13 protein-coding genes are annotated in these 15,507 nt (G+C 63.0%); 4 read left to right on the top strand and 9 right to left on the bottom strand.

Annotation, left to right across the window (positions count from 1 at the left end; genetic code table 11):
- Positions 1 to 5: 5 nt before the first annotated feature.
- The 9 genes from AC0L3O_RS17115 to AC0L3O_RS17075 form a co-directional block, all read right to left on the bottom strand.
- The gene (locus AC0L3O_RS17115; protein WP_029347614.1) at positions 6 to 431 is read right to left on the bottom strand and encodes an NAD(P) transhydrogenase subunit alpha part 2; all 426 of its coding nucleotides are present in this window, start codon (positions 429 to 431) and stop codon (positions 6 to 8) included.
- Positions 431 to 1,702, bottom strand: a complete 1,272-nt coding sequence (locus AC0L3O_RS17110; RefSeq protein ID WP_473616123.1) for a Re/Si-specific NAD(P)(+) transhydrogenase subunit alpha — start codon at positions 1,700 to 1,702, stop codon at positions 431 to 433. The genes AC0L3O_RS17115 and AC0L3O_RS17110 overlap by 1 nt, the downstream gene beginning before the upstream one ends.
- Before the next feature lie 86 nt (positions 1,703 to 1,788).
- Positions 1,789 to 2,013 (bottom strand): aa3-type cytochrome c oxidase subunit IV, encoded by a 225-nt coding sequence (locus AC0L3O_RS17105; protein ID WP_023796798.1) that lies wholly within the window; start codon positions 2,011 to 2,013, stop codon positions 1,789 to 1,791.
- Between the two features lie 199 nt (positions 2,014 to 2,212).
- Positions 2,213 to 2,362 (bottom strand): DUF3096 domain-containing protein, encoded by a 150-nt coding sequence (locus tag AC0L3O_RS17100; protein ID WP_023796799.1) that lies wholly within the window; start codon positions 2,360 to 2,362, stop codon positions 2,213 to 2,215.
- 128 nt (positions 2,363 to 2,490) lie between these two features.
- Positions 2,491 to 3,270 carry an N-acyl amino acid synthase FeeM domain-containing protein gene (locus tag AC0L3O_RS17095; protein ID WP_023796800.1) on the bottom strand — a complete coding sequence of 260 codons (780 nt, stop codon included), beginning with the start codon at positions 3,268 to 3,270 and terminating at the stop codon, positions 2,491 to 2,493.
- 146 nt (positions 3,271 to 3,416) lie between these two features.
- Entirely contained in the window at positions 3,417 to 5,729 is a 2,313-nt protein-coding gene (locus AC0L3O_RS17090; protein WP_473616122.1) for a putative bifunctional diguanylate cyclase/phosphodiesterase, read from the bottom strand.
- A 132-nt stretch (positions 5,730 to 5,861) separates the two neighbouring features.
- Entirely contained in the window at positions 5,862 to 9,341 is a 3,480-nt protein-coding gene (locus tag AC0L3O_RS17085) for an indolepyruvate ferredoxin oxidoreductase family protein (protein ID WP_473616120.1), read from the bottom strand.
- A gap of 217 nt (positions 9,342 to 9,558) precedes the next feature.
- Positions 9,559 to 10,098, bottom strand: coding sequence for a hypothetical protein (locus tag AC0L3O_RS17080; RefSeq protein WP_091592717.1), 540 nt, complete (start codon positions 10,096 to 10,098; stop codon positions 9,559 to 9,561).
- Entirely contained in the window at positions 10,091 to 10,699 is a 609-nt protein-coding gene (locus AC0L3O_RS17075) for a CGNR zinc finger domain-containing protein (RefSeq protein ID WP_091592713.1), read from the bottom strand. The genes AC0L3O_RS17080 and AC0L3O_RS17075 overlap by 8 nt, the downstream gene beginning before the upstream one ends.
- A 100-nt stretch (positions 10,700 to 10,799) precedes the next feature.
- Between AC0L3O_RS17075 and AC0L3O_RS17070 the strand changes: the two genes are divergently transcribed.
- From AC0L3O_RS17070 to AC0L3O_RS17055, 4 genes are all read left to right on the top strand, one after another.
- Positions 10,800 to 11,705, top strand: a complete 906-nt coding sequence (locus AC0L3O_RS17070; protein WP_023796805.1) for a branched-chain amino acid ABC transporter permease — start codon at positions 10,800 to 10,802, stop codon at positions 11,703 to 11,705.
- A gap of 267 nt (positions 11,706 to 11,972) precedes the next feature.
- Positions 11,973 to 12,557, top strand: a complete 585-nt coding sequence (locus AC0L3O_RS17065; RefSeq protein WP_287176282.1) for a TRAP transporter small permease subunit — start codon at positions 11,973 to 11,975, stop codon at positions 12,555 to 12,557.
- Complete coding sequence (locus AC0L3O_RS17060) at positions 12,554 to 14,326, top strand: TRAP transporter large permease (RefSeq protein ID WP_287226730.1); 1,773 nt, start codon at positions 12,554 to 12,556, stop codon at positions 14,324 to 14,326. Before AC0L3O_RS17065 ends, AC0L3O_RS17060 begins: the two co-directional genes overlap by 4 nt.
- Before the next feature lie 19 nt (positions 14,327 to 14,345).
- Positions 14,346 to 15,368 (top strand): zinc-dependent alcohol dehydrogenase family protein, encoded by a 1,023-nt coding sequence (locus AC0L3O_RS17055; RefSeq protein WP_473616119.1) that lies wholly within the window; start codon positions 14,346 to 14,348, stop codon positions 15,366 to 15,368.
- Positions 15,369 to 15,507: the final 139 nt, after the last annotated feature.

The following is a 15,507-nucleotide window of genomic DNA, read 5'->3' as shown; positions in this document are numbered from 1 at the left end:
GCGCTCTACTTGTCCTTCTTCTTGTACATCGCCAGCATGCGCTGGGTGACGAGAAAGCCGCCGAAGATGTTGACCGAGACCAGCATCAGCGCGACGAAACCGAAGCCGGTGGCGATGCCGGACGCCGAGATGCCGACGGCAAGCAGCGCGCCGACGACGATGACCGAGGAAATGGCGTTGGTGACGGCCATCAGCGGCGTGTGCAGCGCCGGCGTCACCGACCAGACGACGTAATAGCCGACAAAGATCGCCAGCACGAAAATGGCGAAGCGGAAGACGAACGGATCGATTGCCCCGCCGGACAGCGCGTGCGCGGCGTCGCCCGCCGCATCGGTGCCGCCTGGAGCTGTGGCCAGATCCTGCACAGCGAGCCGGACGGCGGCGGTAGCCTGGTCGAGCTGGTCGAGGGCTTTCTGCAAGGTTTGGTCCATCACGCGCTCCCTTTCGACTTGTTTGCTGGCGACTTGGGTGCGGCAAGTTTCCTGGATGCGGCAGCTTTCTTTGGCAGGGCTGGATTTTTTGCAGCGGCGGGCTTCGCAGGCTCGGCCGAGGCGATCATCACCGCCGGCTTGCCGGCGAAGGCCGGATGCACGACCTGGCCGCCATCGGTCAGCATCGTCGCCTTGACCAGTTCGTCGTCGCGGTTGATGGCAAGCGTCTTGGTGGTCTTGTCGACCAGCGTCTCGAGGAACGCAAACAGGTTCCTGGCATAGAGCAGCGAGGCGGAGGCAGCGACGCGGCCCGGCACGTTGATATGGCCGACGATTTTCACGCCGTTGACCGTGGTCACCACCTGCCCGGGCACGGCGCCCTCGACATTGCCGCCGCGCTCGACCGCCAGGTCGACGATCACCGAGCCCGGCTTCATCGAGGCGACCATCGCGGCCGAAACGAGCTTCGGCGCCGGACGGCCGGGAATCAGCGCCGTGGTGATGACGATGTCCTGCTTGGCGATGTGCTCGGCAGTCAGCGCGGCTTGCTTGGCCTGGTATTCCCTAGACATTTCCTTGGCGTAGCCGCCAGCCGTCTCGGCCGCCTTGAACTCCTCATCCTCGACCGCCAGGAACTTTGCGCCGAGCGAGGCGACCTGTTCCTTGGCGGCGGGACGCACGTCGGTGGCGGTGACCACGGCACCGAGACGACGTGCAGTAGCGATCGCCTGCAGGCCGGCGACGCCGACGCCCATGACGAAAGCTTTCGCCGCCGGCACCGTGCCCGCCGCCGTCATCATCATCGGCAGCGCCCGGTCATATTCGGCAGCCGCGTCGATCACCGCCTGATAGCCGGCGAGGTTGGCCTGGCTGGACAGGACATCCATCGATTGGGCGCGCGTGATGCGCGGCATGAACTCCATCGAGAAGGCCGTGACGCCGGCCCTTGCCAGAGCATCGACCGCAGCATCGTTGCCATAGGGATCGATGATGGCGATGACGGCACTGTCCGGGCGATAGGCCTTCAGCTCCGCCTCATCAGGCCGGCGCACCTTCAGCACCACATCAGCCTTGGCGACATCGCCGGCCTTACCGATCGCAGCGCCGGCCTTGGCGAACTCCTCGTCGGGAATGCGCGATGCCGTGCCGGCGCCGCTTTCGACGATGACGTCAAACCCCAGCCCCGCCAGCCGCTTCACCGTGTCGGGCGAGGCAGCAACGCGCGGCTCGTTCGCATCGAGCTCACGAGGGATGAAAACCGTCTGTCCCACCGCATGATCCTTTCGGCTGGAACCTGTCTGCGCAGGACGCCGACCGAACTTCCGGCGATGTCGCGGGCAAGGGAGTTTTGAAGAATTTACCGGAGAATGAAAGCGCCGACGGCGAGGATCAGAACGAACAGGACAAAGCCCGAGAAGAAGCCGCCCGCAAAGAAACCGAAAGCCATTGCCAGAAGCACGGCGGCGCAAAACAGCGACCCGTATTTGGCGAGCATGATAAAGCCGGCATAGGTGCGGTCGTGCTCGGCATAGTCCATCTTCGCGCCTAGTTCGACAGGACCGGTCGGCGAGTGATCAGCCATAGGAATACCCCTTCGAAGACATCTTTCAGGCACATAGCGAAAAGCCAGGCCGAGGGCAATGGCGCTATTGCCGCATCGCTGGAGACAACAGCCTCAAAAGAAAATTGGAGCCGCCAGATGCAGGATGTCGTTTCGGAGGCGCTCGCGGCTGCCGCCTCGCGCTTGCTTTCCGGCTAACGCGCCGCGCCTGCCGACATTTTCAGCCGGCGAGTTGCGGAAACAGCCCAAGCAGGCCGACGACGATCAGGTAGAGCGCGACGATGTAGTTGAGGAGTCGCGGCATCACCAGGATCAGCACGCCGGCAATCAGCGAGATCAACGGAGTGAGTGCGAGCGTGGGAATGGTCATGTCGGGTTCCTTTCGGTAGAATTTCCGCCGAAGCGATGCAGATTGACGTCGTCCGCGCACCACCGGCGCGCCTCCCAGAACGCCGAAGCGGCCTGAAAGCTCTAGCCGCGCTCTAAATTTGCCAATTGTCAGGCGGCTTCGCGGTAGTATTTGGCGGTCGGCAGAATGGTCAGCGGCGCGAGTTCACCGGCACTGGGTGTCTCAAACAGCATGCGCTGCTCCATCGGCGTCGACCGAAAGAATGGGAACCGGGAGAAAGACCGTTCGCGAATGGCGCTGACGTCGGCTCGGTAGAGCACGACCTTGTAATTCAGGCCCGGATAATTGCGTAACTCGCCAATTTGCTCGGAACAGTAAATGCGACGATAGAAGCCTGCATGTTCCGGGCGGATGGTGGAGAGACAATAAGGCGCGTCGAAGTAGAAGCATGCCATGCCAGCGAGGCGCAGCGTCAGATACGGAATTTGCGGATAGACCCGCGACCAGTCCGGATCGGCGGCAAAGCGGCTGGGATCGGCAAAATGCAGACCAGACGCCAGCATAGGGCGCAATATGTCGCCATAAACCGTCGTGGAAGGCGACTGCGGCGTGGCGCTGCAGGCATGGTGAATACGCAGCGTACTGACCAGAACGCCGTCGATATAGATTCCGAACTTGGAACAATTGGCCGCTTCGTCGAGCTCGTCATGCACAATATGGTCGGGATTCTCCGGGACCATATCGCTCAGACGGTAAGATTTGTAGCGCAACCTGTAAATGTCTTCGAGATCTTCGCCCTTGTCGCAGCGGCGATATTCCGTCCGCTCGAGCATCGCCGAGACGTTCCTGGCAAAGCCGGACATATCGTCAGACGCATTAGTCCCGTCCGCACCCGCCGCTTGGCGAGGTGAAGTCAACTCGACAATCATCAACTCGTTCCCCGCAACTGCCGCCGCGATCAACACTACGGCAGGGCCGTATGATGTAAAGATGAAAACAAGATAGAAATCATTTACCGGCTATTAAGGTTAATAATCGGCAGAATTATACTAAAGTACCAGGTCTTCCGGCGAATTCAGCGATGCGTCGCCTTGCTGGCCGTCTTGATGTCCTTGGCGAAGGGCCAGACCGTGCTCGCCATCGTTTCGATACCGGATGCGCTGAGCGCCGAGCCGAACAGGAATCCCTGGACCAGGTCCGGCTTGACCTGCAAGGCCAGGATCTTGAGCTGCTCGAAAGTCTCGACGCCCTCGACTGTCACCGAAAGCCCCAGCGGCCGTGACAGATTGACGATGCCCTTGAGCAGTTCGAGCGAACGGCTGTTCTGGGTGACGTCCATCAGGAATGAACGGTCGATCTTGATCTTGTCGAGCGGCAGTTTGTGGAGATAACTCAGGCTCGAATAGCCGGTGCCGAAATCGTCGAGCGCGATGCGCACGCCAAGCCGCTTCAATTCCTCGATATACTGACGCGTCAGCGACTTGTCGTCGAGCAGCGCCGTCTCGGTGACCTCGATCTCCAGGCGGCCGGCGGCGAGGCCGGAGCTGGCGAGCGCATCGCGAACCTTTTGCACAACGTCGCGGTTGCGAAAGTCCTTGGCCGAGAGATTGACCGAGACACTGGTCCGTGCTGGCCATTTGGCGCATTCGACGCACGCCGCATGCAGGACGAAGGTGCTGATCTCGGAGATGATGCCCATTTCCTCCGCCAGCGGAATGAAGATGCTGGGCGAGATCGGTCCGAGATCGGGGTGGTCCCAACGGCACAGCGCCTCGCAGCTGGCTATGCGCATCGTGCTCATCGCCACGATCGGCTGGTAAACCACCCGCAACCCCTTGCTTTCCACCGCAGTGCGCAGATCCGCCTTCATCAGCTGACGGTTGCGGAAAGCGGCATCCATCGATCCCTCGAACAGCCGCCAGGTGTTCTTGCCGAGTTCCTTGGCTTTGTAGAGCGCCAGGTCCGCCTTGACGATCATGGCGTCGACATCGGTATCCCTGACCCGCGACAGCACCGCGCCACCGCTGGCCTGGATACGCAGTCCGTGGCCGGCGACGTCGACCTCGCCCTGCAGTTCAATGAAAATCCCGTCGATTTGGCTGGTCAGGTGGCTCTCGTCCTCAACGCGGTCGAAGAAGGCCATGAACTCGTCGCCGCCGAAACGGCTGATGGTGACGCCTGGTCCGGCGATCGCTGCCAGCCGCTCCGCCACGGCGTAGATCAATCCGTCGCCGACCGGGTGGCCAAGCGTGTCGTTGACGCTCTTGAAGTCGTCGAGGTCGAGCACGGCGAGCCCGCAGAGACGCTCGAGGTCACCGGATGCCATGGCCTCTCCGATCAGCTCGTGGAAATAGGCGCGGTTGGGCAGGCCGGTGAGGCTGTCGTAGCGCGCCATGAAGCGGATCTTGCCTTCTGCCTCGACGCGGGCCGTCACATCCTCGAAGGTGATGACGCCCAGTTCCTGGCTGCCCTCACGCGCCGAGAACTCATAGTGCTGCCCGTTCGCGAGCGAGACGAGAACCTTGCGGTCGCGGCCCTCGCGCAGGGCGCGCGTAAGCTGGGCTTCGATGTAGCGGCAGTCCTTCGGCGCCAGCATGCCGCCGGCAACGCCGCGCATCAGCAGGCCGTGGATCGATCGCCCGAGCAGCGCGTCGGGCGACTTGAGCGACATCAGATGCGCGGCTTCGGCGTTGGCCACCACCACCCGGCCGTCAGGGCCGAGCATGACAAGCCCGTGCGACATGGTGTTCAGCGCCCGATTGAAGCGCTGGGCGAGGCGGTTCGCCTTCTTCTCTTCGGACAAAGCGGCGAAAAGCACCTCCCTGACCACATCGGCGAAGCGTTTGATCGCGAATAGGAAGGGAGCCGACATCAGACCGAGGATCACATGGTAGACATCGCCACGCAGGATAAAGCCCAGCGAGATCGACCACGTCATGGTCATGATGAAGATCATGACCATCCTCGGGGAGCCGTAATTGCGGCCGGCGATCGCCGTGGCGGACGCCAGCGTAACGCAGACAGCGGCGATTTCGGCATAGTTGTCATGCGCCAAGTAGATGCCGGCGAAACAGAAGGCGCCCAGCATGAAACCATGCATGGAGCCGTAGAAAATGTAATCATTTTCGCGGCGGCGCGCCTCCTCCCAATTCCTGGGTGACGGGGCGTGGCGGTATTTTCTGATGTTACGCAGGCGCAGAAATGCGACGATCAGAAATCCGGCGACCACCGCAATGTAGATCGGATCCCTGGTCTTCCAGTAGACCAGGGCGACCAGCAGGGTTTGGGCAAAGAATCCAATCGAAAGCGTCAGGCTGTCGCGGAACAGAGTTTCCACGAACGGAATGTAGACGTCGACCGGGATCTCGTTTTTTCTTTTCAGATTCACGCCTGAGTCCCACCCTGGGGAGGCAAGCTGTGTCACATCAGCCTTAAGAAAGATTTAGAGAGGCGGTTCCGGGCCTCACCATCAGGTCGGCTAACGCCAGGGAAGCTACCCTTCAGGTAAACAAGACATCGATCACTCGGCGGCCTGGAGTTCCGGCCGAGCCGGTGTCTTCGCCAGGCGATCGAGCAGCCTCAGGCGCTCGCCGGCGGCCTTTTCGGCGCTGGCCCGCCTGACGTGACCATAGCCGCGAATGAGTGCCGGCACCGAGGCAAGCGCTGCCGCGGCCTCGACCTTGCCTGGCGCCAGCGCGCCGGCGACAAGCTCCAGGTCGGCCTCGTACTGCGCAAGAAGCTGCCGTTCCATACGCCTTTCGGAGCTGTAGCCGAACACATCAAAGACCGTGCCGCGCAAGCCTTTCATCGCTGCCAGCAGGCGGAATCCCTTCATCATCCAGGGACCGAAGCTCGACTTCCTCGGCTTGCCGTCCTTGCCGCGCCTGGCCATGATCGGCGGCGCGAGATGGAATTCGAGTTTGTCGTAGCTCTGGAACTGCTTGCCCAGTTCAGCGGCAAAGGAGCCATCGGTGTAGAGCCTTGCCACCTCGTATTCGTCCTTGATCGCCATCAGCTTGAACAGGTTCCTCGCGGCGGCTTCGGTCACATCAGTCGAACCGGGCGCCACGCTGGCTTCGGCCTTGCGCAGCACGGCCACTCTGTCGGCATAGCGCTTGCCATAAGCGGCGTTCTGATAGGCGGTGAGGAAGGCGACGCGGCGGGCGATGACGTCATCGAGCGTCTCGGCGACAGCGGTGTTCTGTGCGGCCGTGCCCGGCTGAACGACGAGGGCGCGCACGAAATCCGGCTGGTGGGAGGCGCGGCGGCCCCAGCGGAAGGCTGAGACGTTCATCGCCACCGACTGGCCGTTGAGCTCGATCGCCTTTTCGACTGCCTCGGCAGACAGCGGCAAGCCACCATGCTGAAAGGCGAAGCCAAGCATGAACATGTTGGCGCCGAGCGAGCTGCCGAACAGCGCGGTGGCGGTGCGGGTGGCATCGAAAAAATGCGCCTTGTCGTCGCCGGCGGCAGTGCGGATCGCCTTTTTCAGCCGCTCAACGGGCAGCGAGAAATCGGCCGACCGGGTAAACTCGCCGGGCATGATCTCCGCGGTGTTGGCGAGGAAGATCGTGTGGCCTTCGCGCACCGCGGCGAGCACCTTTTGGGCGCCCGACACGACGAGGTCGCAGCCAAGCACAAGGTCTGCCTTGCCGGCCGAAACGCGGATGGCATGGATATCGTCCGGGCTGCGCGCGATGCGGACGTGGGTGAACACCGAGCCGCCCTTCTGGGCAAGGCCGGCCATGTCGATCATGCCGCAGCCCTTGTCTTCGAGATGAGCCGCCATGCCAAGCACCGCGCCGATGGTGACGACGCCGGTGCCGCCGACGCCGTCGATGATCGCCGCCCAGCCTTGGTCGCCGAGCGGGAATTCCGCGGGCGCGGGCACGCCGTCGAGCGGATCGGTGGTGCCGGCCATACCCTCGGCCTTCCTGATCTTGGCGCCATGCACGGTGACGAAGGACGGACAGAAGCCGTTGATGCAGGAGAAATCCTTGTTGCAGCTCGACTGATCGATCTTGCGCTTGCGGCCGAATTCGGTCTCGACCGGCTGGATCGACACACAATTCGACTGCACCCCACAATCGCCGCAGCCTTCGCAGACCAGTTCGTTAATGAAGACGCGCTTGTCGGGATCGGGGAAAGTGCCGCGCTTGCGGCGGCGGCGCTTTTCGGCGGCGCAGGTCTGGTCGTAGATCAGCACGGATGTGCCCCTGACCGCGCGCAACTCGCGCTGCACGAGGTCGAGGTCGTCGCGATGATGGATGGTGGCGACTGCAGGGAATTCGACCTTGCCGGTATATTTGGCCGGCTCGTCGGTGACGATGGCGATCCGCTCGACGCCCTCGGCCCGCACCTGCCTGGCGATCATGTCCACGGTCAGGCCACCCTCGTGCGGCTGGCCGCCAGTCATGGCGACGGCGTCGTTGTAGAGGATCTTGTAGGTGATGTTGGCGTCGGTCGACAGCGCGAAGCGGATCGCCAGCGCGCCGGAGTGGTTGTAGGTGCCGTCGCCGAGATTCTGAAAGATGTGGTCGCGCTTCGAGAACGGCGCCTGGCCGACCCATTGCGCGCCCTCACCGCCCATGGCGGTGAAACCTACGGTGTTGCGATCCATCCACAGCGCCATGAAATGGCAGCCGATGCCAGCGGCGGCGAGCGAGCCGTCGGGCACCTTGGTCGAGGAATTGTGCGGACAGCCGGAGCAGAAGAAGGGCGTGCGCGAGGCAAAGTCTGTTGTCTCGGCGAGCATCGCCTGGAACTGGCGAAGTTTCGCCACCCGCGCGGCGATCTCGTCCGACGGACCGATCGTCCGCAAGATTCTCTCCCCGAGCGCGATGGCGATGTCGTTGGGATCGAGCGCGCCCTTGGCCGGGAACAGCCCGTCGCCGCGCTCGTCCTTCTTGCCGACGATGATCGGCTGCATGGCGGTGCCGTAAAGATTCTCGCGCAGTTGCACCTCGATCAGCGAGCGTTTCTCCTCGACGACGACGATGGTGTCGAGGCCGCGAGCGAAGTCGGTGATGTGCTGCAGGTCGAGCGGCCACGGGCAGCCAACCTTGAACAGCCTGATGCCGATGCGGTTGGCGGCGGCTTCGTCGACGCCGATGTCTTCCAGCGCCTGGCGAACATCGAGATAGCTCTTGCCGACGGTGACGATGCCAAGCTTCGGGCCACTGCCGCCGGAATAGACGATCCGATTCAGCCCGTTGGCGTGGATAAAGGCCGAAGCGGCGGCGCGTTTGTATTCATGCAGTCGCTCCTCCTGGCCGAGCATATCGATCTCGTTGCGGATGTTGAGGCCGCCGGGCGGCATCTTGAAGTCCGGGACGACGATATCAAGCCGTTCGAGCGCGGCATCGACCGAAGCCGTCGATTCGATGTTGTCCTTGACGCATTTGATCGCCGCCCAGGTGCCGGCGAAGCGCGACATGGCAATGCCATAGAGCCCATAGTCGATGATCTCCTGGACCCCGGCCGGATTGAGGATCGGCACCATGGTGTCGACAAACAGGAACTCGGTCGCGTGCGCGTTGGTCGAGGATTCGGCCATGTGGTCGTCGCCCATCAGGGCGAGCACGCCGCCATGTCTTGACGAGCCGGCAAGATTGGCATGGCGGAAGACGTCGCCGGAGCGGTCGACGCCCGGTCCCTTGCCGTACCAGACCGAAAAGATGCCGTCATGCGTGCCCTCGCCCAGCAATTCGGCCTGCTGCGATCCCCAGCAGGCGGTGGCCGCGAGTTCCTCGTTGAGGCCGGGCTGGAAGACGATGTCCGACTGGGCGAGCTGCTTCCTGGCCTTCCAAAGCTGCATGTCGAGGCCGCCGAGCGGCGAGCCGCGATAGCCGGAGACGAAGCCAGCGGTGTTCAGGCCAACCCGGCGGTCGCGCTCGCGCTGCATCAAAAGCATTCGGATGACCGCCTGTGCGCCGGAAAGGAAGATGCGCTCCTTTCGCAGGTCGAACTTGTCGTCGAGCGAGACATCATGCAGCGTCATCAGGCATTTCCTCTGCGGAGGCCGCAGTTCGAGCGCAGCCAACGTCGGAGTTGGAGGCTGCAGTGTTTCTCCCCTTGCCGGGCAGGTCAAACAAAATCGAAGATGCCAGGCGAAGCGCAACAAACGATCCGGTCCACGCCCGATTCTGTAAGAAACGCGCACCAATTGGTCCAGCGCCAAGAATATTCCGGCCGCGACCGATACCGGCGATGTCGCGTCAGCCGGCCTTCGAACAGTCGGGCTTGGGCGCGCCCGGCAGCTTGCCGTCCGGATGGCCGGCAAGCTCTGGATTGGGCGTATAGAGCTGATCGATGACCAGCGGCCGGTCGGGCAGGACCGATTGGTCCTGCGTCGACATCAGCGTGGTGTCGATCTTCTGGAGGATTGCACCGTTGGCATCCTTGATGCTGATCGATATCGCATAGGGCTTGTCCTTGACGATGCAGGAAAGCGCCGGGCTCTCCAGCGACACCTTGCCGAGCTTCGGCCAGATTTTCTGTTCGACGATCAGTGGCTCGCCGCCCGCTGGGTTCTGGAAGCTGGCGACCGCAACCTGTCCTTCCTCCATAGGCTGCAGCGGCCTCAGCGTGACGACAAAGGTTGCCCTTGCGAGGCGATAATTGAAGACGACCAGCCTGCCGGAAATCTCGAACAATCTGCCTTCGCCGTCCTTGCCGGTATCGCGGCAGGCGCCGAGCGTTGCCGCGGCCACGAGCATGGCGCCGACAACGATCAGGCGCAAGATTTTCCTAGACATTGGCGGTCCCTCTGGCTGCCGTTCGGCGGCGATAGTGGCGACTTGCCTTCTGGCGGTTGCCGCACACCGCCATGTCGCACCAACGACGGCTGGAATTGCGGCTTCGGTCGAGAAACAACCAGCTGCAATTGGGGCAGATCCTCAGCCTTGCGACGGTGTCAGCCTGCAGCAGCGACAGTGCGGAAACCGCCAGTGCCGCCTCGAAGGCGATGGGCGTCGCCGGCTCGCCGAACGGCCGTCCCGGCGCACCGATCTCGGTGCGGCCGTCCGCGAGACCGTCGGCGCAGGCCTTCAGGAAGCCCGGTAGATCGCCTGTAGTGACCGCGCCCTTCGACACCGCACGACGAAACAGCCGGTCGGTCGTCTCGCGGATCGCCAGCACGACCGGCGCTATCTTGTCCGGGAACGGCGCTTCGAGCCGCCTGCCGCCAAGCTCGGCGGCGCGAAAGACGCTCGCCGTGTCGGCGAAACGGGCGATCTCCGCCGGATCTTTGAACCGGTCGAAGGTTTTCCGGGGATCGCCGCGCAGCACGACGGTGTTCGCCGTGTCGAGCGCAAGAAGGCCGCCAGTGAAGCGGTGCGGGGTCCAGGAAACCGTCATGGGCGCCATTTCTAACCGATAAGCTGCGTTTGACAAGTTAGATTGCCGATGCAAATCTGCTCCGCACGGACGCGGTTCTCCGCGATCCAAGGACATTGGCATGCTCTATTTCTTCCAGCAGGTGCTGAACGGGCTGCATTCCGGCGCGCTCTATGCCCTGCTCGCCTTCGGCTATGTGCTGACCAACGGCATCCTGCACCGGACGAACCTCGCCTATGGGGCGCTGTTCGCCTTTTGCGGACAGACGATGATCCTCACCGCGGCCTTCGGCTATCAGGCCCTGTGGCTGACCCTGTTCGCGGCCGTCGCGCTCGGTATTGTCGCGGCGTTCCTGTATGCGGGGCTGATCAGCCATGTCCTGTCGCGCAGCATCTTCGAGCCGCTGGCCGACCGCACGCCCAATGCGATCGTGGTGACGACGCTGGGCATATTGCTGCTGCTGTCGGAGGCAAGCCGCATCGCCGCTGACACGCATGATCTGTGGCTGCCGCCAATGCTGGCCCAGCCCATCATTTTTGCGAACGGGGCCAACTTCAATGCCACCCTGACGCTTATCCAATTGCTCGACTGCGGGATCGTCGTGGCAACCATTGTGCTCGCCTCCTGGGCGTTCGCCCGCTCGAGTTTCGGCCGGCGCTGGCGCGCCGTGTCCGACGACCCCAAAGCCGCCGCCATGTGCGGCGTCGACGTGCGCGCGGTGTTTCGGCACGCGGTGCTCGCCGGCGGCCTTTGCGCGGCGCTGGCCGGTGTGCTCGCCGGCCTCTACTATGGCAACATCAGCTTCGGCTCCGGCCTGGTCTACGGGCTGAAAATCCTGTTCGTGACGGCGGTGGGCGGCTATCTCTCGCCGTTGCGGGCAGCACTTGGCGCTGCCGCTTTCGGCATGGCCGAATCGCTGTGGGCCGGCTATTTTCCGGTCGAGTGGCGCGACGCCTGGATGTATCTGTTCCTCGTCGCCATGCTGGTGCTGATCGGCGCCGGGCGAGACCAGAGCAAGATCGTCTGACTGCGCCAACCCGGCTAGCGTTGGCTGCCACTTTGATTTTTGCGCATGATCCCTTCCGCGGCTGTTTCGCCCCTTCCCCATCCCACAAGATTGTTTTACTCGGTCTGCCCTGTGTTGACCCGCCGGGCCACGCACGGCATACCGTTGCGCCACATTGAAGCGGCGGAAAACAAGCGGGAATCGGCGCGCCGCTAATTCTTTGAGTCACGCACCGTGCTTTCCGAAATCGACACCGATTTTCGGGCTGATGCGTAAAGGGAGGAATGTATGGCAGGGCTTCTCACTCTATCCAGAACCATTGACCGTGTGAACGAGTTCATCGGCAAATGGGTGTCGTGGCTGATCCTGCTGGCAGTGCTGGTCAGTGCCGCCAATGCGGTGATCCGAAAGACGTTCGACATGTCGTCGAACGCCTGGCTGGAACTGCAGTGGTATTTGTTCGGCGCCGCCTTCATGCTGGCCGCCGCCTACACGCTCAAGCAGAACGACCATATCCGCATCGACGTCGTCTACGGCATGTTCTCGCGCCGCGTGCAGCACTGGATCGACCTCTTCGGTCACCTCTTTTTCCTGATGCCGTTCGTCACGCTGATGGTGATCTATTTTGTTCCCTATGTGTCGCTGTCGTTTCGCAGCGGCGAAATGTCGAACAATTCGGGCGGGCTGATCATCTGGCCGGCGAAGGCGATCCTGCTGGCCGGCTTTTTCCTGCTAGCGCTTCAGGGCATTTCCGAGATCATCAAGAAGGTCGCCATCATGCGCGGCGACATGGACGATCCCACCCCGTTCATATCGGTGCATGAGCAAGCCGAACTCGAAGCGAAGGCGCTCGCCGAAGAGGTGCGCTCGTGATCGAGTTCATCGCCCAGAACATGGCGCCGATCATGTTCGCCTCGCTGGTCATCTTCCTGCTGATCGGCTATCCGGTCGCCTTCTCGCTCGCCGCCAACGGCCTGCTGTTCTTCTTCATCGGCGTTGTGCTGTCACCCTATTCAGGCGGCTCGATCAATCTCGCCTGGCCGCTGCTGCACGCGCTGCCGGACAATTTCTACGGCAGCCGGGTAATGTCGAACGACACGCTGCTGGCCATCCCGTTCTTCACCTTCATGGGCATCGTGCTCGAACGATCGGGCATGGCCGAGGACCTGCTCGATACGATCGGCCAATTGTTCGGGCCGATCCGCGGCGGCCTCGCCTATGCCGTGATCTTCGTCGGCGCGCTGCTTGCCGCAACCACGGGCGTGGTGGCTGCCTCCGTCATCGCCATGGGCCTGATCTCGCTGCCGATCATGCTGCGCTACGGCTATGACCGCCGTGTGGCATCCGGCGTCATCGCCGCGTCGGGCACGCTCGCCCAGATCATTCCGCCGTCGCTGGTGCTGATCGTTCTGGCCGACCAGCTCGGCCGCTCGGTCGGCGACATGTATGCGGGTGCGCTGATCCCGGGGATGGTTCTGACCGGCCTTTATACGATGTATATCGTGATCATGTCGATCATTCGGCCGAACTCGATGCCGGCGCTGCCACTTGAGGCCCGCACCCTCGGCCACGGTGTCCTGTCGCTGCTGGTCGCGGTGCTGGCGGCAATCGTGGTTTCCTACGCGGCCTATCGCTATCTGGCGCCCTCGCAGGGCCAAAACGCCGACATCCTCGGCGCCACCATCGGCGTGATCTCCATCTATGTCGTGGCAATCGCCGACCAGCGCCTGAAGATCAACATGATGTCGCGGCTGGCTCAGCAGGTGATCATAGTGCTGATCCCGCCACTGGCGCTGATCTTCCTGGTGTTGGGCACCATCTTCCTCGGCATCGCCACGCCGACCGAAGGCGGCGCCATGGGCGCTGTCGGCGCGCTGATCATGGCAGCGATGAAGGGGCGGCTGTCGCTGGACGTGATCAAGCAGGCGCTGGCGTCGACGACGCGGCTATCCTCCTTCGTGCTGTTCATCCTGATCGGCGCGCGAGTGTTCTCGCTCACTTTCTACGGTGTCAACGGCCATATCTGGGTCGAACACCTCCTGACATCGCTGCCGGGCGGCGAGATCGGTTTCCTGATCGGCGTCAACATCCTCGTCTTCCTGCTCGCCTTCTTCCTCGATTTCTTCGAGCTCGCCTTCATCATCGTGCCGCTTTTGGCGCCGGCCGCCGACAAGCTCGGAATCGACCTGATCTGGTTCGGCGTGCTGCTCGGCGTCAACATGCAGACCAGCTTCATGCACCCGCCATTCGGCTTCGCGCTGTTCTACCTGCGTTCGGTCGCCGCCCGGGTGCCCTATCTCGATCGCCTCACCGGCAAAAAGATCGCGCCGGTAACCACCGGCCAGATCTATTGGGGGGCGGTGCCCTTCGTTTGCATCCAGGTGATCATGATCGGCTTGACCATCGCCTTCCCGCAAATGGTGATGCACTACAAGGGCACGGCAGCGGACCCGGGCACGATCGACTACCAGGTGCCGGAAACGCCGAGCCTGTCGCCGCTCGGCGTTCCGCCTGCGGATGGCGGCACGGCGCCGACTGCGCCTGCACCGGATCTGTCGCAGCCGCCGAATTTCGGTGAAACGCCGGCTGCCAAGCCGGCAGCGCCAGCGCCCAATCTGTCCCAACCACCGAGTTTCAATTGACGCCGGAGGCTCTACAGACATGAAAGCGGTGCGGCTGGAGGGCGTCGGCAGCATCGCCCTTCGGGAGGTCGACAAGCCCGTGGCCGGGCCGGACGATCTCCTGGTACGGATCGAGGCCTGCGGCGTCTGCGGCACCGACCGGCATCTTTTCCATGGCGAATTTCCCTGTACGCCGCCGGTGACGCTCGGACATGAATTCTCCGGGATCGTCGAGGCGATTGGAACCGCCGTGTCCGGCTTTTCGGTCGGCGATCGCGTCACCGGCGATCCCAACATCGCCTGCGGGCACTGTCCGCACTGCCACGCCGGTCGCATCAATCTGTGCCATAATCTGGTTGCCATCGGCATCCGCCGCGACGGCGGCTTCGCCGAATATGTCGTGCTGCCTCACAAGCAGGCCTTCCTCCTCCCGAAAGACCTGAGGCCGACGCATGGCGCGTTCTGCGAGCCGCTTGGCTGCTGCCTGCATGGCGTGGACCTGGCGCAGATCAGACCCGGCTCCTCGGTCGCCGTGCTTGGCGGCGGCGTGATCGGCCTGCTCACCGTGCAACTGGCGAGGCTTGCCGGCGCGACGACAATCATCCTGTCGACGCGCCAGGCCTCGCGGCGTGCCCTTGCAGAAGAATTGGGCGCAACAGCGACGGTCGATCCAACCGCTTGCGACATCATCGACACGGTCGTCGGTCCGTCGGGCCTCCTGCCGGGTGGTGTCGATGTGGTGTTCGAATGTGCCGGCGTAAGGGACACGGTCGAGCAATCGATGCGGCTCGCCAGGGCCGGTGGCACGGTTGTCGTCGTCGGCGTGATGCCTCAAGGCATGAAGGCCGAATTCGAGCCTTTCGACCTGTTGTTCCGGGAATTGAGGGTGCTGGGGTCGTTCCTCAATCCGTTTACGCATCGCCGGGCTGCCAATCTCATCGCCTCGGGTGCGATCGAGATCGACAACCTCATCTCCCGGCAGGTGACGCTTGAGGATGCGGCTGCGGTGATCGCCAATCCGCCTGCGCCAGGCGAGGTCAAGGTGCTGGTGGTACCGGGCTGATCAGCAAATAGAATCGCTTCGGGGGGGCCCCGGCCCCGCAACCCCGGGGGGGGGGGACGGGGTGTTGTTTTTTGGGGGGGGGGGGGGGGGGACAAAAAATTTTGGGTTTTTTTTTTTGGGCCCCCGCCCCCCCAGAATT

Source organism: Mesorhizobium sp. WSM4810, from assembly GCF_055811235.1.
This window is presented reverse-complemented; position numbering and strand designations above follow the sequence as displayed.